Raw genomic sequence first — 25,094 nt, 5'->3', positions numbered from 1 at the left:
CTATTCGACCCCGATCAGCAGCGCGTCGCCGCGGTGGCCGGTGTGATAGATCGCGAGTTCACTGCCGGGATGGCGGTCGTGCACATGGGCGCGCAGCGCCGACTCGACGGAGTCCGCGTCGATGCCCTGGCCGACGAGCACGGTGATCAGCTCGCCACCGGCGCCCAGCAGCAGATCGATCAGCCCGGTCGCGGCCAACGCGACGTCGGGCGCCACGATCAGCACTTCGTCGCCGGCGATGCCCAGCCCGTTGCCCGGCTCACAGGTGCCTGCCCAGGTCAATGCCGTTTCGGTAGCGACGCGCACTTCGCCGTACCGGGCGCTGCCCGCGGCGCGGGCCATCGTGTATCCGTCGTTGACTGCTTGCCGGCCCGGTTCGTGTACGGCGAGCGCGGCCAGGCCCTGCACCATCGATCCGGTGGGCAGCGGCACAACGTCGATCCCCCATCCGATGGCCGCGGTGCACCCGGCCACCAGCTCCTCGGCGAGGACGTAGCCGTTGGGCAGGATCATTACCTGCGCCGCCCCGGTGTCGACGACCGCGCGCAGCAACTGCTGAGCGGTGACCACCGTCGTCGGGTCGTCGGCAAGTGGATCGGGCTGTAACACGCAGGCCCCTTCTCCGCCGAACAACTCGGCCGCGCCGTCGCCGTCGACGACGGCGAGCACCGCCCGCTCCCGCGTCCAACTGCCCGGTGGCAGCCCGCTGGTGCCGCTGGTCAGCATCGATATCTGGATCCGCCGCGGATCACCGAACGCCAGACCCGCTTCGATCGCCGCTCCCGCGTCGTCGGTGTGGACGTGGACGGAGTAGCCACCGACGACCCCGGACGTCGCGATGGCCACCGACTCACCGAGCTCATCCAGCCGCTCGCGCAGCAAGTCGGCGGCCTCGGCGTCACACCCGCCCAACAGATACATCACCTCGAATTGCGGCGCTGGGGGCTGCGCGGCGATTTCGGGGACCGGCCGGCGCGGCGCCGGCTCGTAGACCTTGCGATTCGGCGCCTGCCCGGTGATCGTCGAGCGCAGCGCATCCAGAAGCACCACCAAGCCACGGCCACCGGCATCGACCACGCCCGCGTCGCCCAGCACGTCAAGCTGCTCGGGAGTTTTCTCCAGCGCGATCACCGCCGCTTCACCGGCGACGATGACCGCCGGTGACAGCCCTTCTCCGGCGCTCGCGGACTGCTCGACGGCGTCCCCCGCGGCTTTCAGCACCGAGACGATCGTCCCGGGGATTTCCCGGCCCCCCATCGAGGCGACAACCAGGTCGACCCCGCGGTGCAGTGCCGCGCCCAGCAGCACGGCATCGATCTGGTGGAGTTCTTCATCGGAGTCGGCAGCAGCGCGTGCGGTCACGTCGGCGATGCCCCGCAGAATCTGGGACAGAATCACACCGGAGTTGCCGCGTGCACCGTTCAGCGCCCCCGCGGACAGCGCGGCCGCCGTCTTGACGACATCGGCGGATTTCGCATCGGTGTTGGCCTCGGCCAGTGCTGAGCGCATCGTGAACAGCATGTTTACGCCTGTGTCGGAATCGGCGACCGGGAACACATTGAGCCGGTTGATCTCGTCGATATGGGTGATCAGGTCGCCGACAGAGGTGTGCGCCCAGTCACGTAAAGCGAACGCGTCCAGCGCGCGACCCGGCCCAGTAAGTCCCGACCCCACTCTGATCCCACCCCCTCACGCCGCCGTCGGTGGGCGCCAGCCTATCTATTCAGAACGACAGCACTGGTCACACGACACCTGCCGATTGTTGATCGTTTTGGCGGTTCTGCCCGACGGCAGCTATTCTTGCCTGGTCGTCGGGCCACCCGTAAGGTCGTTGGCCCCAGAGTCTGAGGAGTTTCACGTATGGCTGCCGTCTGCGATATCTGCGGGAAGGGCCCCGGCTTTGGCAAGTCGGTGTCACACTCCCATCGCCGGACCAGCCGTCGATGGGATCCCAACATCCAGAGCGTGCGCGTGTCCAACCGTCCCGGCGGTAACAAGCACCGCATCAACGTGTGCACATCCTGCATCAAGGCCGGCAAGGTCGTTCGCGGCTAGTTGAGGCCCGGGAGGGGCTCCGATGGAGATCCTCGCTGTAATCGGCATCATCGCGGCGTTTGCGTTGGTCTGTGCCGCCATTTATCGGGTCGGGCGATCATGGCAGCGCAAGGGCCACGATCTCAATTTCGTCGATCCGCGCTATCCCGATTCCATGCAGGCGGCACCGGACAACCGGGATGTGACGCCACCGGTCCGGCCGTACCCGGACGACGACACCAGCCTTCTTCTCTACGACGACACCACCCCGCCCGGACAGCATCGACACGGGTCGTCGTGAGCCCGAACGGTCAGCTCGTCACGGCAGTTGCCAGTCGACGGGCTCGGCACCCGTCTGAGCCAGCAGTTCGTTCGCGCGACTGAACGGACGCGAGCCGAAGAATCCCCGCGACGCCGACAGTGGTGAGGGATGCGGTGATTCGATCGAGAGACAATCGCTGCCGGCCAGCATCGGCTTGAGCGTCGACGCGTCGCGGCCCCACAGAATGGCCACCATCGGCTGTCGACGGTCAACCAGTGCACGGATCGCGCACTCGGTGACCGCCTCCCAGCCCTTGCCGCGATGGGATGCCGAATTACCGGGCTGGACGGTCAGTACTCGGTTGAGCAGCAGCACCCCGCGCTGCGCCCATGGTGTGAGGTCGCCACAGGACGGCACCGGAAAGCCTAAGTCACTGCGATATTCGGCGAAGATGTTCTCCAGACTTCGGGGCAGCGGCCGCACGTCGGCGGCCACCGAGAAGCTCAGGCCGACAGCGTGTCCGGGCGTCGGATACGGGTCTTGGCCCACGATCAGAACCCGGACTTTGTCGAACGGAAAGGTGAAGGCGCGCAGCACATTTTCACCGGCAGGCAGGTATCCACGGCCGGCCGCGATCTCCGCGCGCAGGAATTGACCCATCGTGGCGACCTGCTCCTCGACGGGCTGCAGGGCCGTCGCCCAGCCATCGTCGATGAGTTCGCGCAGCGGCTTGGCGGTCACGCCAGTCCCTTGACCAATAGCACCACCGTGTCCGCCCCCGCGTCGCGGTCCTTCGAAATCTCCTGATATTCATCAGATTCCGACCACAACCGGAATTCGGATTCGTCGGGAAAGGACATCAGCACCACCTTTTCCCGATCCCAGCGGCCCTCGACGACCTGCGGCCGCTCGTCGGCAGCCAACAGCGTTCCGTGATAACGACTGAAGACGTCCATGAACCGCATTTGGTACCGGTCGTAGGCAGCGCGGTCGGTGAACCGTAGTTGGGCGATTGCGTAGACGGTCACCGGGTCACCCTACTGCCCAATGGTCCGGCATCTCCGCGGCCCGCATCGTCATCGGGCGCCGAACGACTGCCACCCCGCGTATCCGCGCCACGGTGCACCGTCGACGAGCACATCAGCCGGCCCGTCGCAAACGCGCCCGATCACCCGCCACCCCGTGGGAACCCGACCGGCGAACGCCGCGACCAACGCATGGTCTTCTCCCCCACCGAATACCCAGGTCCATGGGTCGACGCCGACGGCTTCGGCAGCGCCGACCAATAACTCACGATCGACGCTCAGCGCCTTGCTGCTCAGGTCGATCGCCAAGCCTGATGCCTCGGCGACATGTCGAAGGTCGCCGACCAAGCCGTCGGAGACGTCGATCATCGCCTGTGCGCCCGCTTCGGCTGCCACCTGCCCCTGGTGGTACGGCGGTTGCGGAACCAGATGGCGTCGACGTAGCTCGTCGAATCGGTCGATACCGTTGTGCCACAGCGCATATCCAGCAGCCGAATATCCTAGTTGACCGTTGATGGCGAGTTGCGAACCAGACCGTGCACCGGACCGCAACACCGGCGCGCGGCCGGCCAGATCACCGAGCACGGTCACCGACACGACCCACTGGGGGCTCGCGACCAGATCTCCCCCGACGATGCCGGCGCCGACCCGGGCGGCTTCCTCCCACATTCCGTCGGCCAGCGCGTTGACCTGTGCGGCAGCGGTTTCGGGTGGCGCACCGAAGCCGACGACGAACGCGGTGACCCGTGCCCCCATCGCTTCGATATCGGCGGCGTTCTGCGCCACGGCTTTACGGCCGACGTCCTGCGGTGTCGACCAGTCCAGCCGAAAGTGCCTGCCCTCGACCAACATGTCCGTCGACACCACCACGCGGCCATCGGGGGCCAACACCACCGCGCCGTCGTCACCGGGCCCGAGGGCGACATCGGATGACTCGGGCCGACCCCGAGTCATCCGGTTGATCAGCTCGAACTCACCGATATCGCCGAGGGTGCGATCGGACTTGCCGCTGCTCATCCCACCTCCTCGATGATCGCCGGTCTGCGAACAACGGTAGGTTCTACTGCGCTGAGTTCGAGCAGAGGGTGAGGTATGGCCGAATTCGACGGTCCGCCGCGGGCGGCGCTGATCGCCGCGCTGGTGCTGGCGATCGGTGTTGTGGTCGTCGTTCTGGCGATCGCGGGGACTCACCATCACACCGCACCGGTCGTTGTCGCCGCAGTGCCTGCGCCGCATGCGGGCGATACCGCCTGCCAAAAGCTGGTGGACGCATTGCCACAGCGACTCGGCGACTACAGCCGGGCCACGCTGATGCAGCCGGCTCCGGCCGGCGCCGCCGCGTGGCAGCCCGCAGGCGAGGGAGATCCGGTCGTACTGCGATGCGGCCTCGACCGTCCTGCTGACTTCGTCGTCGGCTCACCGATCCAGCAGGTCGACCGGGTGCAGTGGTTCCAAGTCAGCCAGGATCAGCGATCCACCTGGTACGCGGTCGATCGACCGGTCTATCTCGCACTCACATTGCCACCGGGCTCCGGACCGACGCCGATCCAGCAGCTGTCCGAACTGATCGACCGAACGATGCCGGCGCGGCCCGTCGCCCCGGCGCCTGGCAACTAGCGCAGACCCATCCCACGCGACAGCGCTGTGTCGACCATGGTCGCCAGCAGGGTTTGATAGTCGAGGCCGCTGGCTGCCCACATCCGGGGATACATTGAGATCGTGGTGAACCCGGGCATCGTGTTGACCTCGTTGATCAGCGGCCCGTCTTCGGTGAGGAAGAAGTCCACCCGAGCCAGACCTCGGCCGTCGATGGCCTTGAACGCCCGAATCGCCAACTCGCGCACGGCATCGCTCACGTCGTCGTCGATCTTGGCGGGCACGTCGAGTTCGGCGGCGTCGTCAAGATATTTGGTCGCGAAGTCGTAGAAGGAATCTTCCCGTCCGCGGACTCCGGCTACCCGGATCTCGCCGACGGTACTGGCTTGCACTGTGCCGTCTGGGAATTCGAGCACACCGCATTCCAGTTCGCGGCCGATGATCGCGGACTCGACGATCACCTTCGGATCGTGCTGACGCGCGTGGGCGATCGCCGCGGGCAATTCCTGCCGGTTGGCCACCCGGCTGACGCCGATCGACGACCCGCCGCGAGCGGGCTTGACGAATGCCGGAAGCCCAAGTCGGTCAAGCTGTTCGGCATCCAGCGTGGTCTCCGATGGCCGCAGCACCGCGTAGTCGCCGATCGGTAGCCCTTCGGCCACCAGCAGCTTCTTGGTGAACTCTTTATCCATCCCTGCCGCGCTGGCCAGCACCCCGGCACCCACATACGGCACACCGGCGAGTTCGAGCAGACCCTGGATGGTGCCGTCTTCCCCGTACGGTCCGTGCAGGACCGGAAAGACCACGTCGACCGACGCCAGCACCTCAGCCCCACCGGGCGCCAGCGATACCAGCTGACCGGCGAGACGCGGGTCGGCCGTCAGCGCCAGCTCGGTGCCTGACTCGGAACTCACCCCTGGCAACTGCCGGTTGGCGATCGCCAGCGAGTCAGGATCACCGTCGGTCAACACCCACGAGCCTTCCGGCGTGATGCCGACAGCGACCACCTCGAACCGCTCCGGGTCCAGGTTGCGCAAAATGCTGCCTGCCGAGACGCATGAGATGGCGTGCTCATTGCTGCGTCCGCCGAAGACGACGGCAACTCGGACGCGACCGTGATCGGGCGTCCTGGACGGCAAGCGGGCGTTCACAACCTAGAGAGGCTACCGTCTGGCGTCGCGGTGCTGGTTACAAGCTCATTCCGGCTTGGTGCTGCGCCCCAGCAGGGCAACCACCGCCTGGTCCACCGACAACCCCTTGTGGCAGACCCGTTCCACCGCGTCCGTCAGGGGCATCTCGACGTCGTAGCTAGAGGCCAGCGCCAGCACCGACTCGCACGAAGTCACCCCTTCGACGACGTGGTCGCCGCGCTGTCGCAGCGCGGACTCCAGCGTTTCGCCGCGCCCCAGACTTTCGCCGAAACTGCGATTGCGCGACCGGGGCGACGTGCAGGTAGCCACCAGATCGCCCACTCCGGCCAGGCCGGCCAGCGTCGCGCCCTTGGCGCCGACCGCGATACCCAACCGCATGATCTCGGCCAGACCGCGGGTGATGATCGCCGCTGCGGTGTTTTCGCCCAGGCCTACCCCGGCCGCCATCCCGCAGGCCAGCGCGATGACGTTCTTGCACGCGCCGCCGATTTCGGTGCCGATGACATCGGCATTGGTGTAGGGCCGGAAGAATCCGGCATTCAGCATGCGCTGCATGGCAACCGCGCGACCGGAATCGCTGCAGGCGATGACGGTGGCTGCGGGTTGCCCGGCAGTGATCTCGCTGGCGAGGTTCGGACCGGAGATCACTCCGACTTGCGACGGATCGACACCCGTGACGTCGACGATGACTTGGCTCATCCGCATCAGAGTGCCCAACTCGATGCCCTTGGCCGCGCTGACCAGGGTGGCGCCCTTGGTGATCAGGCCCGTCCACTGCTCGAGGTTGGTCCGCATCGTCTGCGCGGGCACGGCCAGCAGCACCGTGGTCACACCGTGCAGAGCCTCGGCGGGATCAGCGGTGGCCCGGATGCCGGCCGGCAACTGCACGTCCGGCAGGTAGCCAGGGTTATACCGACTGGAGTTGATCTCGTCGGCGACGTCAGAACGCCGCGCCCAGAGGGTCACCTCGCCACCGGCGTCGGCCAGCAGTTTGGCGAGCGCCGTGCCCCAGGCACCGGCACCCATTACCGCTGTCGTGGTGGCCATGGTCTGTCGCGGTCCCGTCTAGTGAGTGTGCTCTAACTCCCGGCGCTTCACCGTAGCCCAGCGACGATGCAGGCCGAGACGGCCTGAGGTGGGGGCACCTCCCCGCTTGCGGGGGCGGGGTGGGCAATCAGGCGTAGCTCAGCCCGGCGATCGGCACTGGCAGGATGGTTCCGTGAGCCGCAGTCAAGCCGACGCCGACGGTGACGTCGGCTTGATCGTCGCCGTCAAGCGACTGACCGCCGCCAAGACGCGGCTGGCGCCGATCTTCTCCGCGTCGACGCGGGAGAGCGTCGTTTTGGCAATGCTGGTCGACACCCTCACCGCCGCATCGAGGGTGAGTTCCGTTCGCCGCATCACCGTCGTCACGCCCGACGACGTGGCCGCCGCGGCCGCGTCCGAACTCGGCGCCGATGTGCTCACCGATCCGACCCCGGACGGCCACTCGAACCCGCTGAACAACGCGATCGCAGCCGCCGAACGCGTGGTATCCCAGTCGGTCTCGAACATCGTTGTGCTGCAAGGCGATCTGCCGGCGTTGCAGACGCAGGAACTTGCCGAAGCGATTGCCGCGGCACGCCGGTACGAGCGTAGTTTCGTCGCCGATCGCCTCGGCACCGGTACGGCGGCCCTGTGCGCATTCGGAACCACACTCGACCCCCGGTTCGGGCCGGATTCGTCTGCACAGCACCGACATTCGGGTGCGATCGAACTTACCGGTGCATGGCCCGGACTTCGTTGCGACATCGACACACCCGACGACCTGGCCGTCGCCCGTCGTCTCGGAATGGGACCTGCCACGACCCGGGCGGTTGCAGTGTCGGCGCCTCAGCGGGGGTAACGATGGGTAAACAGCGCCTCAACGGCAAATGTTGGCCACCTAGTCGGTGGCCGCACCCCCCGCCAATGGGGAATGATCACAAGAGTGACTGACATCGAAGCCCCGGACACCACAGTCAGCGACGAGACGCCCACGTGGCAGTCCGCAGATTCTGCGCCGGGAGCACCGCCCGCCACCACAGCCAGGGCGGTGGACAACCCGCTTCCCCGGGACCGGTATCTCAACCGCGAATTGAGCTGGCTGGACTTCAACGCGCGCGTCCTGGCGCTCGCGGAGGACACGTCGCTGGCGCTGTTGGAACGGGCGAAGTTCCTGGCGATCTTCGCCTCCAACCTCGACGAGTTCTACATGGTGCGCGTCGCCGGCCTGAAGCGGCGCGACGAGATGGGCCTGTCGGTCCGCTCCGCGGACGGACTCACCCCACGCGAGCAACTGCGCCGGATCGGCGAGCAGACCCAGAAGATCGCCACCCGACACGCAGAGGTTTTTCTGAACTCGGTGGAGCCCGAGCTGGCCGGCGAAGGTATTCACATTGTCACGTGGGCGGACCTGGATCAGGACGAACGCGACCGGCTGTCGACGTACTTCACTGAGCAGGTCTTCCCGGTCCTGACTCCACTGGCCGTGGATCCCGCACACCCGTTCCCGTTCGTCAGCGGCCTGAGCCTGAACCTCGCGGTCACCGTCAAGCTGCCCGACGACAGCGGTCAGCATTTCGCCCGAGTCAAGGTGCCAGACAACGTCGATCGATTCGTCGAACTCGACGAGCGTGGTGGAGCAGACGAGTCGTCGCGGAAGAAAGAAGTCCGCTTCCTGCCGATGGAGGAGTTGATCGCGGCCTTCCTGCCCGCGCTGTTCCCGGGCTTGGAAATCGTTGAACACCACGCATTCCGGGTGACCCGCAACGCTGACTACGAGGTCGACGAAGATCGCGACGAAGACCTGCTACAGGCGCTGGAACGCGAGCTGGCCCGTCGGAGGTTCGGGTCGCCGGTGCGCCTCGAGGTGGCCGACGACATGACCGAGCACATGCTGGAGCTGCTGCTGCGCGAACTCGACGTGCATCCCGGCGATGTGATCCAAGTGCCGGGCCTGCTTGATCTTTCGTCGCTGTGGCAGATTTACGGTGTCGACCGGCCCGATCTGAAGGATCCCGCATTCGTTCCCGCGACCAGCCCCGCGTTCGCTGACCGCGAAACGCCGAAGAGCATTTTCGCGACGCTGCGCGAGGGTGACGTGTTGGTGCATCACCCTTACGAATCGTTCTCCACGAGCACACAACGATTCATCGAATTGGCCGCCGCCGACCCCAACGTGCTGGCGATTAAACAGACGCTGTACCGCACGTCGGGTGACTCGCCGATCGTGCGGGCCCTGATCGAAGCCGCCGCTGCCGGAAAGCAAGTCGTGGCGCTGGTCGAAATCAAGGCACGGTTTGACGAACAAGCCAACATTCGGTGGGCGCGAGCACTGGAGCAGGCGGGGGTACACGTGGTTTACGGCCTCCTCGGCCTTAAAACGCACTGCAAAACGTGCCTGGTGGTTCGCCGCGAGGGCTCCACGATCCGGCGCTACTGCCACATCGGGACCGGCAACTACAACAGCAAAACCGCTCGCCTCTACGAAGACCTTGGCCTGCTGACCGCCGATCCCGACATCGGCGCCGACCTGACCGATCTGTTCAACACGTTGACGGGCTATTCACGCAAGCTGAGCTACCGCAATCTTTTGGTCGCGCCGCACAGCATCCGGGCAGGCATCGTCGAACGCGTCAACCGGGAGATCGCCGCGCATCAGGAAAGCGGAAACGGGCACATCCGGCTCAAGATGAACTCCCTTGTCGACGAAGGGGTCATCGATGCGCTCTATCGCGCGTCGCAAGGCGGGGTACGCGTCGAGATCGTGGTGCGTGGAATCTGCGCCCTGCGCCCCGGGGTCGAGGGCTTCTCCGAAAACATCACCGTGCGCTCGATTCTCGGACAATATCTAGAGCACTCGCGGATCTTCGATTTCCGCGCGATCAATGAATACTGGATCGGCAGCGCCGACATGATGCACCGCAACCTGGATCGCCGCGTCGAGGTGCTGGTTCAGGTCAAGGATCCCCGCCTGACCGGGCAACTAAACGACCTCTTCGAATCGGCGCTCGATCCCTCGACACGCAGCTGGGAATTGGGGCCGGACGGGCAGTGGACAGCGATGCCCCGAGCCGGCCACAAGGTTCGCGACCACCAGGTGTCGCTGATGGAGCAGCACCGCAGCTAAACCCTCAAACTTCTGGCCACAGGGTCCATACGGGCCCGAATTGACTTGCAGGAGTTCAGGTGTCGACACAGTCGTCGTCGAGTAAGATCGTTCTCGCCGCGGGCGGTGTGCTGTGGCGTCCCGGGTACCGCGAGTCCGCCGCAGATATCGCAGTGATTCACCGTCCGCGATATGACGACTGGTCGCTGCCCAAGGGAAAGGTCGATCCCGGCGAGACCGAGCCGGTGACCGCAGTACGTGAGGTACTCGAGGAGACTGGGCACCACGTAGAGCTGGGCCGCCGAATTGCGACGGTGAGCTATCCGATCGAGCAGCGCACGAAAAAAGTGCAGTATTGGTCGGCACGTAGCCTCGGCGGCAGTTTCGCTCCGAACGGTGAAGTCGACGACCTACTCTGGCTGGCCGCCCCCGCCGCGATCAAAAAGGTGTCATACGCCTACGACCGAAAGGTATTGCGTCGTTGGGCCAAACAACCGGCGGATACTCAATCGGTTCTGATAGTCCGGCACGGCACCGCAGGCAGCAAGTCCCGATTCTCCGGTGACGACAAAATACGGCCGCTGGACAAGAAGGGCCGAGCGCAGGCTGAGGCACTTGTCGCGCAGCTGTCGTCCTTCGGCGCATCCGATGTCTATGCCGCGGATCGGGTGCGATGCCACCAAACGGTGGAGCCCTTGGCCGAGGAGCTGGGCGTCACCATCAACAACGAGCCGACACTGACCGAAGAGGCTTACGCCGACAACCCCAAGCGCGGTCGACGGCGAGTGCTGCAGATTGCCGGGTCACACCGTGCACCGGTGATTTGCACACAGGGCAAGGTGATTCCGGACCTGATCGCATGGTGGTGTGAGCGCGACGGGGTCCGCCCGGATAAGTCCCGCAACCGCAAGGGCAGCACCTGGGTGCTGTCGCTGGCAGAGGGCCGCCTGATCGCCGCCGATCACATCGGCAGTGCATTGGCCGCCAACATAGTTACATGACACGCAAATTCGCCGCGGAGCGGCTCAAGAGCCGGTTCCGCGGCGAATCTGCGTTTGACGCGGTTTGTGTCTAGCGACGGCCGCGACGGGCTGTGGCCTTCTTGGCCGGAGCCTTCTTGGCCGGAGCGCGCTTGGTTGCGGCTTTCTTGGCCGGAGCTTTCTTCACAACCTTCTTGACGGCTGCTTTGCGGGCCGGAGCCTTCTTCACAACCTTCTGGACGGCTGCCTTCTTGGCCGGAGCCTTCTTCACAACCTTCTTGACGGCTGCCTTCTTGGCCGGAGCCTTCTTCACGACCTTCTTGGCGGCTGCCTTCTTGGCGGGCGCTTTCTTCGCCGCCTTCTTGACCCCACCGCTTGCGACAACACCACGTTTCACTGCTGGTCCTTCCGCCGGGAGCCGTTGCGAGCCAGAAACAACCGCTTTGAATTGCGCGCCGGGCCGGAAGGCCGGCACAGAGGTCGGCTTCACCTTTACCGTCTCGCCGGTGCGGGGGTTACGGGCTACGCGGGCCGCGCGGCGCCGCTGCTCGAAAACACCGAACCCAGTAATGGTGACGCTGTCGCCCTTGTGCACTGCGCGCACAATCGTGTCGACGACATTCTCGACGGCCGCGGTTGCGTGCCGACGGTCTGAGCCCAATTTGTCTGTGAGTACATCGATGAGCTCTGCTTTGTTCATGCAAATCCTCCGAAGCTAGTGGCCCTCGATTGGACCGACTAGAGGACACGGTAAACCCTCAGGTGCCTGATTTCCAAGAGCCACGCGCAATTTCAATGGTTCCTGGCGAACTTTTTAGGAATCCGCTTGCCGCGCTTGGGAGGTGGCGATGCCGTCAAATACGGCCGTGCGACGCCTCGAATTCGGGCGCAATCGAGCCGTTAGGCCGTTGGCAAAGTCTTCGGTTTCCAGTCCGGCCGAGCCGCCTCAAAGACTTCGATCTGATCCTGTTTCCGCAGCGTAAGGGCTATGTCGTCAAGACCTTCGAGCAGACGCCAGGCGGTGTAATCGTCAATCTTGAACGGCACCACCACCGTTCCCGCCGACACATTCCGATCTTGAAGATTGACAGTGATTTCCAACCCCGGGCTGCTCTCGATGAGCTTCCAAAGAAGTTCGACATCATCCTGAGCAACTTCGGCCGCTAACAGACCCGCCTTCCCCGCATTGCCCCGAAAAATGTCACCGAACCGCGACGAGATCACGACCCGGAAGCCGTAGTCCATAAGCGCCCACACCGCGTGCTCGCGCGAGGATCCGGTGCCGAAATCGGGTCCGGCGACCAGTACTGAGCCTCTGTCAAATGGGCTGAGATTGAGCACAAACGACGGATCGTTGCGCCAGGCGGCGAACAATCCGTCGTCGAAACCCGTTCGGGTCACTCGCTTCAAATAGACCGCGGGAATGATCTGATCGGTGTCGACATTGGACCGCCGCAGTGGCACTCCGATGCCTGTGTGGGTATGAAAAGCGTCCATTGGAGTTCTCCCTCTCCTCAGTTCAAGTCGGCCGGGGCGGAGAGCTTCCCGCGCACCGCGGTGGCGGCGGCAACCGCAGGTGACACCAAATGCGTACGGCTGCCCTTGCCCTGGCGGCCTTCGAAATTGCGGTTTGAGGTTGCGGCGCAGCGCTCTCCCGGTGCCAGTTGGTCGGGGTTCATTCCCAAGCACATCGAGCAGCCGGCCTGACGCCACTCGGCGCCTGCGGCGATGAAGATCTCGCCCAGCCCTTCGCTTTCGGCCTCCGCGCGCACCCGCATCGAACCCGGCACGATCAGCATCCGGACCCCGTCGGCTACCTTTCGGCCCCGCAATATGTCAGCGACCGCGCGCAGATCCTCGATGCGACCGTTGGTGCAGGATCCGACGAACACGGTGTCGACCGCGATCTCGCGCATCGGGAGTCCAGGGCGAAGGTCCATGTACGCCAGCGCTTTCTCAGCCGCCTGCCGCGCGTTGTCATCGGTCATCAGCTCGGGATCCGGGACCGAGGCACCCAATGGCACCCCTTGGCCGGGATTGGTGCCCCACGTCACGAACGGGGTCAACGATGCGGCATCTACATAGACTTCGGTGTCGAACTCGGCGCCGTCGTCGGTTTGCAACTGATCCCAATAGGCCTGCGCTGCATCCCACTGTGCACCGGTCGGAGCATGCGGGCGACTGCGCAGAAATTCGTAGGTGGTGGCATCCGGTGCCACCATGCCCGCCCTGGCCCCGGCTTCGATACTCATGTTGCAGACCGTCATCCGGGCCTCCATCGACAGCGATTCGATGGCACTGCCCCGGTATTCGATGACGTGGCCCTGACCGCCGCCGGTTCCGATTTTTGCGATCACCGCGAGGATGATGTCCTTGGCGGTCACGCCGGCCGGAAGTTTCCCGTCTACGTTGACGGCCATCGTCTTGAACGGCCGCAGCGGAAGTGTCTGGGTAGCCAGCACGTGCTCGACCTCAGAAGTGCCGATTCCCATTGCCAGTGCGCCGAATGCGCCGTGGGTGGAGGTATGACTGTCACCGCAGACGATCGTCATTCCCGGCTGGGTCAGACCCAGTTGCGGACCGACGACATGGACGATGCCTTGTTCGATGTCGCCCATCGGGTAGAGCCGGATGCCGAATTCGTCGCAATTGCGGCGCAGCGTCTCGACCTGGATGCGCGAGACCGGATCGGCGATCGGCTTGTCGATGTCGATCGTCGGCACGTTGTGGTCTTCGGTGGCCAGCGTCAGATCGGGCCGCCGCACCGGCCGGTCGGCCAGTCGCAGACCGTCAAAGGCCTGCGGGCTGGTCACTTCGTGCACCAGGTGCAGATCGATGTAGATCAGGTCGGGTTCGGTGTCGCCGCCCGACGCCACCACGTGGTCGTTCCACACCTTTTCCGCCATCGTGCGCGGACGCGCAGCGTCGTGGACCGAAGTTTTCGTCACGAGGTCATCCTAATTCGTCGATCTCACTATGCGAGACGTTAGTATCTCTCTGTGAGACAGGATAGCGGCATCGGCGTTCTCGACAAAGCCGTGGGTGTTTTGCACACCATCGCGGAATCACCCTGCGGGCTGGCCGAATTGTGCGATCGCACAGGATTGCCCAGGGCCACCGCGCACCGGTTGGCCGCGGGCCTGGAAACGCATCGGCTACTGGCCCGCGACAGCGAGGGCCGTTGGCGTCTGGGTCCCGCGATCAGCGAACTGGCGGCTCAGGTCAACGACCCACTACTGGCGGCCAGCGCGGCGGTGTTGCCGCGACTGCGCGAGATCACCGGCGAGAGCGTGCAGCTCTATCGGCGCGAAGGGAGCTCGCGAATCTGCGTGGCTGCGATGGAACCGCCTGCGGGACTTCGCGATACCGTCCCGGTCGGTGCGCGCTTGCCGATGACCGCCGGCTCGGGCGCCAAAGTACTGCTGGCCTACGGCGACGACGCCACCCGTGCCGCGGTGCTGCCCGACGCGAAGTTCAGTGACCGCGTGCTGGCCGAGGTACGGCGACGGGGTTGGGCGCAAAGCGCGGCTGAACGCGAGCCCGGAGTGGCGAGCGTATCGGCCCCAGTGCGCGACGCCCACGGTTCGGTGATCGCTGCCATCTCGGTGTCCGGGCCGATCGACCGGATGGGCCGTCGGCCCGGTGCGCGCTGGGCGGATGACCTACTGGCAGCCGCCGACGCATTGACTCGCCGGTTGTGAGTCGCACCGCATTGCCCGCCGTGCACGCGCAGATACGTGACCTGAGACACTGTCGCCATGGGAACGAAGCAGCGTGGGCAGATCGTCATGTCCGAGGCGGAGATCACCGACTTCGTCACCAGTAGCCGCACCGGCACGCTGGCCACGATCGGCGCCGACGGGCAGCCGCACTTGACCGCGATGTGGTACGGCGTGGTCGACGGCGAGATCTGGTTGGAGACCAAAGAGAAGTCACAGAAGGCCGTCAACCTCAAGCGTGATCCACGGGTGAGCTTCATGATCGAGGACGGCGACACCTACGACACCCTGCGCGGGGTGTCATTCGAAGGCGTCGCCGAGATCGTCGACGATCCGGACGCGATATTTCGGGTTGGCGTCAGCGTGTGGGAGCGCTACACCGGGCCCTACACCGACGAGATGAAGCCCGCGGTCGACATGATGATGAACAAGCGGGTCGCCGTGCGCATCGTCAGCCAGCGCAGCCGTTCGTGGGATCACCGCAAGCTTGGGATTCCGGCGATGCCGGTCGGCGGTTCAACCGCCGCGGCCGCAAGCTAGCGGAAGCTGACACGCAGCTCGCTTGTGGATGAGTAGCCCCGATGGGATTCGAACCCACGCTACCGCCGTGAGAGGGCGGCGTCCTAGGCCGCTAGACGACGGGGCCGGAACCGATCCGAGCAGCCAGCATAGCTCACTGCCCTACGCCCACCTAATCGCTAGGCGGTGGAACGACATTGGAAAAATACTGCTGGGGTACCAGGACTCGAACCTAGCGATTTCCCACCGTGATCTACCTCGTTTTGAGGCGTCGAACTGCCTTGTCGCCCTGGTAGCCGTGCAGCTCAGAGCGCCTTTTCACCTAAGCTGAACGCAACTGCCTGATCGTTACCGCCTGTTGGGTTCGAACGGCAAACTGAGCACACCTCGCATGAAGTTGGTTTTCATCAGCTTCGGCTCACCGGCGATGAAGTCGGGCATCTGCCGGTGCAGTTCGCGGAACAGTGACCGCAGCATCGATTTGGCGAGATGGGTACCCAGGCAGTAGTGGACACCTCCACCGCCGAAGGCGATCTGCCGGTTGGGGTGGCGCCCCAGATCGAGGGTATCGGGATCAAACACCGCGGCGTCGCGGTTGCCGGAGGCATACATCAGCACGACCTTGTCGCCGGGCAGGATGCGTTGTCCGCCGAGCTCATATTCGGCAACCGCCGTGCGCCGGAACGTCAACACCACCGATGCCCAGCGCAGAAACTCCTCGACTGCACCACCGATGCGGTCTTCGAAGTCGTCCCACAACCATCGGCGCTGATCGGGAAAGTCGGTGAGCGCCTTGACCGCAAAACTGGCCGTGTGACGTGTCGTGTCGGTGGCCGCGACCGAGAACAACACCATGATTGCCGCGATCTCGCTGTCGGTGAGTTTTTCGCCGTCTACCTCGGCCTGCACCAAACTGGTCAACAAGTCGCTCTCCGGCTCTTTACGTCGCTGCGCGGCCAGTTCCTCAGCGATCGCGCGGATAGCCAGCACCGCAGCAACATTCACCTCGCCGGCATCGCGTCCGGCGAGCAATTCCGGGTCGGCCCACGCCACGAGTTCGTCGGCGGCGTGCGCCACCGCAGGCCGAAACTCCGCGGGCACACCGAACATGTCGCCGAACATTTGGATGGGCAGGTGCTTGGAGATATCGGTGACGAAGTCGACTGATTCTCCCGCGGCGTCTTTTTCGGCGGCAGCAGCCACAATCCGGCGGGCCCGCGAGGCGATGTCATCGTCGATGCGCCGGATCTGACGCGGCGTGAACGTCGATGCGACCAGCCGGCGCAGCCTGTTGTGTTGGGGATCGTCCATGGCCAAAAACGATTGGGCCAGCTCCTGGTGTTCCCGCGGAAGCTGATCAAAATGCACGCCGTAGCGCGACACGAAGACATCGCTACGCTGGCTGACCTCAACAATATCGCCGTGGCGCACCACTGCCCAGAAACCAACGTCGTCCGGGTCCGGGGACACGGCGGTTTCGATCGGCCGCTGCCAGCTGACCGGCCGCTGCTGACGTAACCGGGCGAAGATCTCATCTTGCTCACTGAAATCTTTGTTCCAGAATTCGTCGGTGGAGATGTCGGGTTCGTCATACGGGCGGGTTGCGGCGACGTCATTACTTGGGGGTAGGTCTTCTTCGCCGACGTCCAGTGCTGCGTCATCGAATGATGCGGTGGCCATCGCAACTCCTTGCTTCTGGTAGCACGGCTGTCGGGGTGGCTGGGTAACCGGTCGAAGGGCTCTGGCCGGGCGATCCCCGGAGGGTCCGGTGCGACGATTGTGAGTGTAGGCGTCTCAGCCCAGTCGACGTCCGAACGGCCGGATTCGGTCGATGAATTGGACGAAGAAGACAGTCGGATAGGTCCGAGAGGTTTGCGCTGGGGTACCAGGACTCGAACCTAGAATGGCTGAACCAGAATCAGCTGTGTTGCCAATTACACCATACCCCATTGGCTGCCTAAAACTGCTGGTCAGAGGCTTGTCTGCCGACCAAGCGCGGTCGTGCGGACACTGCTGCCAGCCGTGATGGGCCGACGAGCAGACTACCAAACAAACCCCGCACATCTCACCAGCGCCCGAGCCCATCGCCATCGCGACGCAGCCGGCCCACGCGATGCCCGCTGTCGTTGATCCGGATGGCTGCGGCTCACATTCCGCAACTCCGACTTCCGACGGATGTGCTGCTACGAATCTTGCCTGCGCACAACGGGATTCGACAGCATCCCGATTCCCGAGATGCTGATGTTGACCGTGTCGCCATCTTCGATGGGTCCCACGCCGGCGGGTGTGCCGGTCAGAATGAGATCACCGGGCAACAGCGTCATCACCGCTGAGATCCATTCCACGATGGCACCGACGTCGTGGATCATCAGCGAGGTGCGACTGTCCTGTTTAACCTCGCCGTTGACCTCGGTGCGCAGCTCGAGATCGGCCGGGTCGACATCGGTGACGATCCACGGCCCCACCGGGCAGAACGTGTCGTGACCTTTCGCGCGTGTCCACTGGCCGTCAGACTTCTGTTGATCGCGAGCGGACACATCGTTGGCGATCGTGTAGCCGAGGATGCTCTCGGCCGCCCGCGCAGCCGTCACGTCTTTACAGGGCCGACTGATCACCGCCGCCAGCTCGCCCTCGAAATGCACCGGCGATGCATTGACCGGCAACCGAATCGGCACATTCGGTCCGACGATCGCGGTGTTGGGTTTGAGGAAGATCACCGGATCGGCCGGCGCCTCGCCGCCCATCTCGGCGATGTGGTCGGCGTAGTTCTTACCGATGCACACCACCTTGCTGGCCAGGATCGGGGCCAGCAACCGCACGTCGGCCAGCGGCCAGGACCGACCCGTGAAAGTCGGCGTACCGAACGGATGCTCGGCGATCTCGCGGGCGGTCATCTCGTCGTGCTCGCCCTCGATGGAGACGAACGCGACGCCATCGGGACTGGCAATTCGACCAAGGCGCATTTGCCTTAGCCTAGTGAGCGGTCGCAAGCGCGGCGAAGCCGGGCGCAGCGGGCCGCCACCGAAAGCTAGTGAGCGCCGATCGAGGTCCGCGCAGCCGGGCCCGTCGCCGCTTCGACCCCAGCAACCACATGGCTGTGCGAGCATGGATCGATGCCGACGGACCCCACCGGCGCAGTCGGAATCAGCGGGGGGCGACGCTGGTCAATCGTCGTCGTCTCACTTCTCGTGACCGCGAGCGCATTCATCTTCATCAACGGCGTCGCTTTCCTGATTCCCGCGCTGGAGGAAGACCACGGCACCCCCCTGGCCGAAGCCGGGTTGTTGTCGTCGATGCCGAGCTTCGGCATGGTGGCGACGCTGATCCTGTGGGGCTACCTGCTCGACCGGGTCGGCGAACGCATCGTGCTGACAGTCGGATCCGCGCTGACCGCGGTCGCCGCGTACGCGGCAACCACGGTCCACACGATGGTGTCTTTCGCCGTTCTGCTGTTCGTCGGCGGCATGGCGGCCGCCAGTTGCAACTCCGCCGGCGGCCGGCTGGTGTCCGGATGGTTCCCGCCCGAGCAACGCGGTCTGGCGATGGGCGTCCGCCAGACCGCGCAGCCGCTCGGAATTGCCTTGGGCGCCCTCGTCATTCCCGAACTCGCCGAGCGCAGCAAGTCGGCGACCGCGGCCCTGATCTTTCCGGCCATCCTGTGCGCCGTGTCGGCGGTGCTCAGCATCGTGGCGATCACCGACCCGCCACGCAAAGAATGGGACGAGGCCACCAAAGAGGAGCTGGCCAACCCGTACCGCGGATCGTGGGTACTGCGGCGCATCCACGCCGTCTCGGCGCTGCTGATGGTGCCGCAGACGGTGACCGTCACGTTCATGCTGATCTGGCTGATCACGAACTACCACTGGTCGATCGCCTCCGCAGGAGCCCTCGTCACGCTGTCCCAGCTACTGGGGGCGGTGGGCCGCGTCATGGTCGGCCGATGGTCCGACCGGATTGGGTCCCGGTTGCGTCCGGTCCGCATCATGGCGGTCGTCGGGGTCCTGGTGCTCGCCGGTCTGGCACTCGCCGACCATCTGCGCTCGTCGATCGCCGTGCCGCTGATGGTCGCGGCCTCAGTGGTCGCGGTGCTCGACAACGGGCTGGAATCCACCGCGATCACCGAGTACGCCGGACCGTTCTGGAGTGGGCGTTCGCTGGGCCTGCAGAACACCTACCAACGGTTGATGGCAGCGGGCGCCCCGCCGGTGTTCGGTGAGCTGATCGCCGAGCACAGCTATCCGCCCGCATTTCTCATCTGCGGGCTGTTCCCGCTACTGGCGGTGCCGATCGTGCCGGCCAAGACGTTGCCGCCCGGCCTGGAAACTAGAGCGCGGACGCTATCCTTTCGCCGACTTCGGCGGTGGATATCTTTCCGGTCGGGCGACTGGCCAGATGGGACGCCACGGCCCGGTCCACTCGCGCGGCGGCAGCGTCTTCGCCGACGTGGGAAAGCAGCAGCGCCACCGACATGATCGCGGCGGTCGGATCCGCGATCCCCTGACCGGCGATGTCGGGTGCGCTGCCGTGCACCGGTTCGAACATCGACGGGTTGGTCCGGGTGGCGTCGATATTTCCGCTGGCGGCCAAGCCGATACCGCCGCAGACCGCGGCGGCCAGGTCGGTGATGATGTCGCCGAACAGGTTGTCGGTGACGATGACGTCGAAGCGCCCGGGGTCGGTGACCAGGTGGATGGTCGCGGCGTCGACGTGTTGATAGGCCACCTCGACATCCGGGTACTTCTCGCCGACCTCCTGCACGGTCCGTGACCACAGGGATCCGGCGAAGGTCAGCACATTCGTCTTGTGCACCAACGTCAGATGTTTGCGACGCTGCTGAGCGCGGCCGAACGCGTCTTCTACGACGCGGCGAACGCCGAACGCCGTGTTGATGCTGACCTCGGTGGCCACTTCATGGGTGGTCCCGACGCGGATCGCTCCGCCAGTTCCGGTGTACGGACCCTCGGTGCCCTCGCGGACCACCACGAAATCGATGTCCGGGTTACCCGCCAGCGGGCTGCTGACGCCCGGATACAGCCGGCCCGGTCGCAGATTCACATGGTGGTCCAGCTCGAATCGCAGGCGTAGCAGCAGACCTCGCTCCAGCACACCGCTGGGCACCGACGGATCACCGATCGCGCCCAACAGGATTGCGTCGTGGGCCCGCAGTTCCGCGACGGCGGTCTCGGGCAGGACCTCGCCGGTAGCGTGGAATCGCTTGGCGCCCAAGTCATAATGCGTCTTCTCAACGCCGGGCAACACGGTGTCGAGAATCTTCACCGCTTCGGCGACAACCTCCGGCCCGATCCCGTCACCCGGGATTACCGCGAGCTTCACGACAGGTCAACCACTTCGAGCTTGTTGGCCGCCACCGCGGAGCGAATCTCGGCGCGAACCTCGGCGGGGACATCGCGGTCCAGTCGCAGCAGGATCGTCGCACCGGGTCCTTCGGCATCCTCGGAGAGTTGGGCGGCCTGGATGTTGACCCCTGCGGTACCCAGCAGCGTGCCGATCTTGCCCAGCGCCCCAGGCTGATCGGCGTAGTTGATGACGAGGTAGATGCCCTGAGCTCGCAGATCGAAGTTGCGGCCGTTGATCTGCACGATCTTCTCGACCTGCTGCGGACCCGACAGCGCGCCGGCCACGTTGACGACCGAACCGTCGGCGGCCACGGCGCGAACATCGACAACGCTGCGGTGGTTGGGGCTTTCGGTGGCGGTGCTGATGTCGGCGGCAACGCCACGCTCCTCGGCGATCGCCGGGGCGTTGACGAACGTCACCTGGTCCTCGATCACGGCAGAGAACAAGCCGCGCAAGGCCGAAAGTCGAAGCACCTCAACATCTTCGCCGGCCAGCTCACCGCGTACCTGCACCGACAGCGATGTCGGCAATTCCTCGCTGAGCGCGCCGGCCAGCAGCCCGAGCTTGCGCACCAGATCCAGCCACGGTGCCACCTCTTCGTTGACGACGCCGCCGCCGACGTTGACCGCGTCGGGGACGAACTCCCCCGCCAGCGCGAGCTTCACGCTGGCCGCCACGTCGGTGCCGGCCCGATCCTGGGCCTCTTCGGTCGATGCACCCAGGTGCGGAGTCACCACTACCTGCGCGAGCTCGAACAGCGGGCTGTCGGTGCATGGCTCTTTGGAGAACACGTCGAGACCGGCAGCGCGAACATGCCCACTGGAGATGGCATCGGCCAGGGCAGCCTCATCGATCAGCCCGCCGCGGGCGGCGTTGACGATGATCACGCCGGGCTTGGTCCTCGCCAACGCCTCTTTGTCGATCAGCCCCGCCGTCTCAGGCGTTTTCGGCAAGTGCACAGAGATGAAGTCGGCGCGGCCGAGCAGCTCGTCCAGCGACAGCAACTCGATGCCGAGTTGAGCCGCGCGCGCCGCCGACACGTACGGGTCGTAGGCCACGATGTGGGCCTCGAACGCGGCCAACCGCTGCGCGACCAGCTGCCCGATCCGGCCGAGCCCGACCACTCCGACGGTCTTGCCGAAGATCTCGGTGCCCGAGAACGACGAGCGCTTCCAGGCGTGCTCGCGCAACGTGGCGTCGGCCGCGGGGATTTGGCGGGCGGCCGACAGCAGCAACGCCAAGGCGTGCTCGGCAGCGCTGTGGATGTTCGACGTCGGCGCGTTGACCACCAGGACACCGCGTTCGGTGGCGGTCTTGACGTCGACGTTGTCCAGCCCGACGCCGGCGCGGGCGACGATCTTCAGTTTCGGCGCGGCGTCGAGCACCTCGGCGTCGACGGTGGTCGCGGAGCGGACCAGCAGCGCGTCGGCTTCGGGTACCGCCGCGAGCAGCTTCGGCCGGTCCGGGCCGTCTACCCAGCGCACCTCGACCTGGTCGCCCAGGGCTTCGACGGTTGATTCGGCAAGTTTGTCAGCGATGAGAACAACAGGCAGGCTCACGCGAGCCAGCCTAATGGTGCGCAACTGGCCGCCTTACGCCACGGTCGCCGATTGGACCCACTATCAGCGTCGAACGTGCATTCAGTGCGAGAAAATCGCCAAAATTTCGCCCTGAGTGCACGTTCGGTGCGGGTGCTCCGCGTGTCAGTGCCCTGGTGGAACCTGTCGGTAAGCGCGACGACAGGAGGAGCACCGATGTGCTGGAAATGCGATCACCCCGAGGCAACCATCAATGAGTGGCTGGAACTGATCTACGAGAGGGTCAAAGAGAACGGTTGGACCGTGCTGTTCATCCAGGGCCGCCAGCCGTTCGCCTACACGATCGGTTTACATGAGCGCGGCCTGCCCGAGCTGTTGGTGACGGGCATGCCACCGGAGCGGGCGAACCTTGTGCTCAACACCGTCGCCGAGTATCTCCTCAAGGGCGGACGGCCGGTACCGGGCGAGCGGATGTTGATCGGCGGTGAGCTCCTGCTCGATTTCGTCCAGGTGCAGCACCCGATCGCCCACTTGAAATTCGCGTTCTCGATTTACGGCCCTGAGCTGCGGGCCCTGCAGTTGGTCTGGCGCGACGCCGACGGACACGTTCCGTGGTGCGCGGAATTCAGCAATGGTGACGTGCGGCAACCGGTGTTTGGCATTCGAGTCGACCCACCCGACGAGCGAGATCGACGCTAGCGCGACGACACGCCGAAAAGGTCCACGCTAGCGTCGATCTCGGTGCCTCAGAGGCAGCATTCCTGCTTACTATGACCCAGTGACAAAGCTGGCGATCATCTACTACTCCACCACCGGCCATGGAACGACGATGGCCAAGCGCGTCGCGGCGGCAGCCGAGTCGGCGGGTGCCGAAGTCCGCTTGCGGCACGTCGCCGAGACGCACGATCCGGCGTCGTTCGCCCAGAACCCGGCGTGGACCGCCAATTATGAGGCCACCAAGGATCTTCCCGCTGCCACCGGCGACGACATCGTCTGGGCCGATGCGGTGATCTTCGGGACGCCCACGCGATTCGGCTCGCCCGCAGCCCAATTGCGCACGTTCATCGATTCGCTGGGCGGGCTCTGGGCCGACGGCAAGTTGGCCGACAAGGTGTACGCGGGCTACACGTCCTCCAACACCGCGCACGGCGGCCAGGAGACGACACTGCTGTCGCTGTACATCACGCTGATCCATTGGGGCGGCATCATCGTGCCGCCCGGATACACCGACCCGTGCAAATTCGTCGACGGCAACCCGTATGGGGCCAGCCTGGTCGCCACCCACGACAACATCAGCGAGATCGACGACGCGACCAACGCCGCCCTCGACCACCTGGCCCGCCGGGTCGTGACTGTGGCGGGCCAGCTGACGGCCTAGACAGCGAAATCGACGTTAGCGTGACGACACGCCGAAATTTGTCACGCTAACGTCGATCTCGACGAAGCAATGGCTAGGCGGTCTCGGTGATCGGGCGATCCACCCAGCTCATCAGGTCGCGCAGCTTCTTACCGGTGACCTCGATCGGGTGCTCGGCGTTCTCCTTGCGCAGACCCTCGAGCTCCTTGTTGCCGCCCTCGACGTTGGCGACCAACTTCTTGGTGAAGGAGCCGTCCTGGATGTCGCGCAGGATGGCGCGCATGCGCTCTTTGGTGTCGGCGTCGATGACGCGTGGGCCCGACAGGTAGCCGCCGAATTCGGCGGTGTCGGACACCGAGTAGTTCATTCGCGCGATGCCGCCCTCGTACATCAGGTCGACGATCAGCTTGAGCTCGTGCAGCACCTCGAAGTAGGCCATCTCCGGCGGATAGCCCGCCTCGACCATCACGTCGAAACCGGTCTTCACCAATTCCTCTGTGCCACCGCACAACACGGCCTGCTCACCGAACAGGTCGGTTTCGGTCTCGTCTTTGAAGGTGGTCTTGATGACGCCGGCGCGGGTGCCGCCGATGGCCTTGGCGTAGGACAACGCCAGCGCCTCGCCGTTGCCATTGGGGTCCTGGTCGACGGCGATCAGCGCGGGAACACCCTTGCCATCGACGAATTGACGACGCACCAAGTGCCCCGGGCCTTTCGGCGCCACCATCGCGATGGTGATGTTGGCCGGCGGCTTGATCAGATCGAAGTGGATGTTGAGCCCGTGTCCGAAGAACAACGCATCGCCATCCTTCAGGTTGGGTTCGATGTCGTTCTTGAAGATGTCGGCCTGCGCGGTGTCGGGCGCCAGCAGCATGATCACGTCGGCCCACTTGGCCACCTGGGCCGGGGTGTCGACGGTCAGGCCCTGCTCCTCGACCTTGACCCGCGACTTAGAGCCCTCCTTGAGCCCAACCCGCACCTGAACTCCGGAGTCGCGCAGGCTCAGTGAGTGCGCGTGCCCCTGGCTGCCGTAGCCGATCACACCGACCTTGCGGCCCTGAATGATCGACAGGTCCGCATCATCGTCGTAAAACATCTCCAAAGCCACCTGAATGTCCCTTCTTCTTTCTAGCTTCTGCGGTTCTGATCTGGATTTCGAATTGATGTGGTTATTTGGCGGTACCGATATCGCGTGGCCCCCGGGTAAGTGAAACCACGCCCGATTGGGCGATTTCGCGGATGCCGAACGGCTCGAGGACCTTGAGCAGCGCTTCGAGCTTGCCGCGGTCGCCGGTGGCCTCGATGGTCAGCGATTCCGGCGACACATCAATCACCTTGCCGCGGAACAGGTTCACCGCTTCGATGACCTGGCTGCGGGATCCGGCGTCGGCGCGGACTTTGATCAACGCCAGCTCACGAGACACCG

25 protein-coding genes, 2 tRNA genes and 1 pseudogene are annotated in these 25,094 nt (G+C 65.0%); 11 read left to right on the top strand and 17 right to left on the bottom strand.

Annotated elements, in window-relative coordinates; all coding sequences use genetic code 11:
• Positions 1-1,641 (bottom strand): DAK2 domain-containing protein, encoded by a 1,641-nt coding sequence (locus WAN02_RS03765; RefSeq protein WP_422262848.1) that lies wholly within the window; start codon positions 1,639-1,641, stop codon positions 1-3.
• A gap of 219 nt (positions 1,642-1,860) precedes the next feature.
• Here WAN02_RS03765 and rpmB point away from each other — a divergent pair, with 219 nt between their 5' ends.
• Together rpmB and WAN02_RS03755 are read left to right on the top strand one after the other, a co-directional pair.
• The gene (rpmB, locus tag WAN02_RS03760; protein WP_422262840.1) at positions 1,861-2,055 is read left to right on the top strand and encodes a 50S ribosomal protein L28; all 195 of its coding nucleotides are present in this window, start codon (positions 1,861-1,863) and stop codon (positions 2,053-2,055) included.
• Positions 2,056-2,077: 22 nt separating this feature from the next.
• Positions 2,078-2,335 (top strand): hypothetical protein, encoded by a 258-nt coding sequence (locus WAN02_RS03755; RefSeq protein ID WP_422262839.1) that lies wholly within the window; start codon positions 2,078-2,080, stop codon positions 2,333-2,335.
• 18 nt (positions 2,336-2,353) lie between these two features.
• On the opposite strand, the gene WAN02_RS03750 is transcribed toward WAN02_RS03755, so the two are convergent.
• From WAN02_RS03750 to WAN02_RS03740, 3 genes are read right to left on the bottom strand one after another with little or no spacing between them, the layout of a single operon-like run.
• A complete protein-coding gene (locus WAN02_RS03750) occupies positions 2,354-3,037 on the bottom strand; it encodes a uracil-DNA glycosylase (RefSeq protein ID WP_422262838.1) in 684 nt (227 codons plus the stop codon).
• Entirely contained in the window at positions 3,034-3,324 is a 291-nt protein-coding gene (locus WAN02_RS03745; RefSeq protein WP_422262837.1) for a DUF1330 domain-containing protein, read from the bottom strand. Before WAN02_RS03745 ends, WAN02_RS03750 begins: the two co-directional genes overlap by 4 nt.
• A 48-nt stretch (positions 3,325-3,372) precedes the next feature.
• Positions 3,373-4,338, bottom strand: a complete 966-nt coding sequence (locus WAN02_RS03740; RefSeq protein WP_422262836.1) for a thiamine-phosphate kinase — start codon at positions 4,336-4,338, stop codon at positions 3,373-3,375.
• Between the two features lie 75 nt (positions 4,339-4,413).
• On the opposite strand from WAN02_RS03740, the gene WAN02_RS03735 reads away from it, so the two are divergent.
• Entirely contained in the window at positions 4,414-4,938 is a 525-nt protein-coding gene (locus WAN02_RS03735) for a DUF3515 domain-containing protein (RefSeq protein ID WP_422262835.1), read from the top strand.
• Here WAN02_RS03735 and WAN02_RS03730 read toward each other — a convergent pair.
• A complete protein-coding gene (locus tag WAN02_RS03730) occupies positions 4,935-6,056 on the bottom strand; it encodes a D-alanine--D-alanine ligase family protein (RefSeq protein ID WP_422262847.1) in 1,122 nt (373 codons plus the stop codon). The genes WAN02_RS03735 and WAN02_RS03730 overlap by 4 nt on opposite strands.
• Positions 6,057-6,113: 57 nt before the next feature.
• Positions 6,114-7,115 carry an NAD(P)H-dependent glycerol-3-phosphate dehydrogenase gene (locus WAN02_RS03725; protein WP_422262834.1) on the bottom strand — a complete coding sequence of 334 codons (1,002 nt, stop codon included), beginning with the start codon at positions 7,113-7,115 and terminating at the stop codon, positions 6,114-6,116.
• Positions 7,116-7,287: 172 nt separating this feature from the next.
• On the opposite strand from WAN02_RS03725, the gene cofC reads away from it, so the two are divergent.
• From cofC to WAN02_RS03710, 3 genes are all read left to right on the top strand, one after another.
• On the top strand, positions 7,288-7,953 hold the full coding sequence (cofC, locus tag WAN02_RS03720) for a 2-phospho-L-lactate guanylyltransferase (RefSeq protein ID WP_422262833.1): 666 nt from the start codon (positions 7,288-7,290) through the stop codon (positions 7,951-7,953).
• Positions 7,954-8,025: 72 nt separating this feature from the next.
• Positions 8,026-10,218 carry an RNA degradosome polyphosphate kinase gene (locus WAN02_RS03715; RefSeq protein ID WP_422262832.1) on the top strand — a complete coding sequence of 731 codons (2,193 nt, stop codon included), beginning with the start codon at positions 8,026-8,028 and terminating at the stop codon, positions 10,216-10,218.
• 59 nt (positions 10,219-10,277) lie between these two features.
• Positions 10,278-11,198: an NUDIX hydrolase gene (locus WAN02_RS03710; protein ID WP_422262831.1), complete on the top strand. Its 921-nt coding sequence runs from the start codon at positions 10,278-10,280 to the stop codon at positions 11,196-11,198.
• A 70-nt stretch (positions 11,199-11,268) separates the two neighbouring features.
• On the opposite strand, the gene WAN02_RS03705 is transcribed toward WAN02_RS03710, so the two are convergent.
• The 3 genes from WAN02_RS03705 to leuC form a co-directional block, all read right to left on the bottom strand.
• Complete coding sequence (locus tag WAN02_RS03705; RefSeq protein ID WP_422262830.1) at positions 11,269-11,877, bottom strand: HU family DNA-binding protein; 609 nt, start codon at positions 11,875-11,877, stop codon at positions 11,269-11,271.
• Positions 11,878-12,077: 200 nt separating this feature from the next.
• Entirely contained in the window at positions 12,078-12,674 is a 597-nt protein-coding gene (leuD, locus tag WAN02_RS03700; protein WP_422262829.1) for a 3-isopropylmalate dehydratase small subunit, read from the bottom strand.
• Positions 12,675-12,691: 17 nt separating this feature from the next.
• Positions 12,692-14,083: a 3-isopropylmalate dehydratase large subunit gene (gene leuC, locus WAN02_RS03695; RefSeq protein ID WP_422262846.1), complete on the bottom strand. Its 1,392-nt coding sequence runs from the start codon at positions 14,081-14,083 to the stop codon at positions 12,692-12,694.
• A gap of 93 nt (positions 14,084-14,176) precedes the next feature.
• Here leuC and WAN02_RS03690 point away from each other — a divergent pair, with 93 nt between their 5' ends.
• Positions 14,177-14,878, top strand: a complete 702-nt coding sequence (locus tag WAN02_RS03690; protein ID WP_422262828.1) for an IclR family transcriptional regulator — start codon at positions 14,177-14,179, stop codon at positions 14,876-14,878.
• A gap of 57 nt (positions 14,879-14,935) precedes the next feature.
• Positions 14,936-15,436 (top strand): PPOX class F420-dependent oxidoreductase, encoded by a 501-nt coding sequence (locus tag WAN02_RS03685; protein ID WP_422262827.1) that lies wholly within the window; start codon positions 14,936-14,938, stop codon positions 15,434-15,436.
• A gap of 33 nt (positions 15,437-15,469) precedes the next feature.
• Here WAN02_RS03685 and WAN02_RS03680 read toward each other — a convergent pair.
• From WAN02_RS03680 to WAN02_RS03665, 4 genes are all read right to left on the bottom strand, one after another.
• Positions 15,470-15,542 (bottom strand) — tRNA-Glu (locus WAN02_RS03680).
• A 221-nt stretch (positions 15,543-15,763) separates the two neighbouring features.
• On the bottom strand, positions 15,764-17,095 hold the full coding sequence (locus tag WAN02_RS03675) for a cytochrome P450 (protein WP_422262826.1): 1,332 nt from the start codon (positions 17,093-17,095) through the stop codon (positions 15,764-15,766).
• 197 nt (positions 17,096-17,292) lie between these two features.
• Positions 17,293-17,364: transfer RNA gene (locus tag WAN02_RS03670), tRNA-Gln, on the bottom strand.
• A 234-nt stretch (positions 17,365-17,598) separates the two neighbouring features.
• On the bottom strand, positions 17,599-18,378 hold the full coding sequence (locus WAN02_RS03665) for a fumarylacetoacetate hydrolase family protein (RefSeq protein WP_422262825.1): 780 nt from the start codon (positions 18,376-18,378) through the stop codon (positions 17,599-17,601).
• Between the two features lie 150 nt (positions 18,379-18,528).
• Here WAN02_RS03665 and WAN02_RS03660 point away from each other — a divergent pair.
• Positions 18,529-19,605: pseudogene (locus WAN02_RS03660) on the top strand (MFS transporter); the annotation flags it as partial.
• Positions 19,606-19,738: 133 nt separating this feature from the next.
• Here WAN02_RS03660 and WAN02_RS03655 read toward each other — a convergent pair.
• Complete coding sequence (locus WAN02_RS03655; protein ID WP_422262824.1) at positions 19,739-20,749, bottom strand: 3-isopropylmalate dehydrogenase; 1,011 nt, start codon at positions 20,747-20,749, stop codon at positions 19,739-19,741.
• Positions 20,746-22,332 carry a phosphoglycerate dehydrogenase gene (gene serA / locus WAN02_RS03650; RefSeq protein WP_422262823.1) on the bottom strand — a complete coding sequence of 529 codons (1,587 nt, stop codon included), beginning with the start codon at positions 22,330-22,332 and terminating at the stop codon, positions 20,746-20,748. The genes WAN02_RS03655 and serA overlap by 4 nt, the downstream gene beginning before the upstream one ends.
• A gap of 195 nt (positions 22,333-22,527) precedes the next feature.
• On the opposite strand from serA, the gene WAN02_RS03645 reads away from it, so the two are divergent.
• Positions 22,528-23,010 (top strand): DUF4262 domain-containing protein, encoded by a 483-nt coding sequence (locus tag WAN02_RS03645; RefSeq protein ID WP_422262822.1) that lies wholly within the window; start codon positions 22,528-22,530, stop codon positions 23,008-23,010.
• 79 nt (positions 23,011-23,089) lie between these two features.
• Positions 23,090-23,689, top strand: coding sequence for an NAD(P)H:quinone oxidoreductase (gene wrbA / locus WAN02_RS03640; RefSeq protein WP_422262821.1), 600 nt, complete (start codon positions 23,090-23,092; stop codon positions 23,687-23,689).
• A gap of 73 nt (positions 23,690-23,762) precedes the next feature.
• Here wrbA and ilvC read toward each other — a convergent pair whose 3' ends face one another.
• Entirely contained in the window at positions 23,763-24,764 is a 1,002-nt protein-coding gene (ilvC, locus tag WAN02_RS03635; protein ID WP_422262820.1) for a ketol-acid reductoisomerase, read from the bottom strand.
• A 73-nt stretch (positions 24,765-24,837) separates the two neighbouring features.
• On the bottom strand, positions 24,838-25,094 hold a 257-nt coding region (ilvN, locus tag WAN02_RS03630), incomplete at its 5' end, for an acetolactate synthase small subunit (RefSeq protein ID WP_422262819.1).

Source organism: Mycobacterium sp., assembly GCF_049281135.1.
Lineage (GTDB): Bacteria > Actinomycetota > Actinomycetes > Mycobacteriales > Mycobacteriaceae > Mycobacterium.
Note: the sequence above shows the minus strand (reverse complement) of the source record. Positions and strands in the feature narration are given on the sequence as shown.

Excerpts from the sequence above, each read along its gene's own strand:
- WAN02_RS03755 (WP_422262839.1), top strand. The coding sequence starts at position 2,078 with ATGGAGATCCTCGCTGTAATCGGCATCATCGCGGCGTTTGCGTTGGTC.
- rpmB (WP_422262840.1), top strand. The coding sequence starts at position 1,861 with ATGGCTGCCGTCTGCGATATCTGCGGGAAGGGCCCCGGCTTTGGCAAG.
- leuC (WP_422262846.1), bottom strand. The coding sequence starts at position 14,083 with ATGGCGGAAAAGGTGTGGAACGACCACGTGGTGGCGTCGGGCGGCGAC.
- WAN02_RS03645 (WP_422262822.1), top strand. The coding sequence starts at position 22,528 with ATGTGCTGGAAATGCGATCACCCCGAGGCAACCATCAATGAGTGGCTG.
- WAN02_RS03685 (WP_422262827.1), top strand. The coding sequence starts at position 14,936 with ATGGGAACGAAGCAGCGTGGGCAGATCGTCATGTCCGAGGCGGAGATC.
- leuD (WP_422262829.1), bottom strand. The coding sequence starts at position 12,674 with ATGGACGCTTTTCATACCCACACAGGCATCGGAGTGCCACTGCGGCGG.
- WAN02_RS03675 (WP_422262826.1), bottom strand. The coding sequence starts at position 17,095 with ATGGCCACCGCATCATTCGATGACGCAGCACTGGACGTCGGCGAAGAA.
- ilvC (WP_422262820.1), bottom strand. The coding sequence starts at position 24,764 with ATGTTTTACGACGATGATGCGGACCTGTCGATCATTCAGGGCCGCAAG.
- WAN02_RS03665 (WP_422262825.1), bottom strand. The coding sequence starts at position 18,378 with ATGCGCCTTGGTCGAATTGCCAGTCCCGATGGCGTCGCGTTCGTCTCC.
- WAN02_RS03715 (WP_422262832.1), top strand. The coding sequence starts at position 8,026 with ATGATCACAAGAGTGACTGACATCGAAGCCCCGGACACCACAGTCAGC.
- WAN02_RS03725 (WP_422262834.1), bottom strand. The coding sequence starts at position 7,115 with ATGGCCACCACGACAGCGGTAATGGGTGCCGGTGCCTGGGGCACGGCG.
- WAN02_RS03740 (WP_422262836.1), bottom strand. The coding sequence starts at position 4,338 with ATGAGCAGCGGCAAGTCCGATCGCACCCTCGGCGATATCGGTGAGTTC.
- WAN02_RS03735 (WP_422262835.1), top strand. The coding sequence starts at position 4,414 with ATGGCCGAATTCGACGGTCCGCCGCGGGCGGCGCTGATCGCCGCGCTG.
- WAN02_RS03705 (WP_422262830.1), bottom strand. The coding sequence starts at position 11,877 with ATGAACAAAGCAGAGCTCATCGATGTACTCACAGACAAATTGGGCTCA.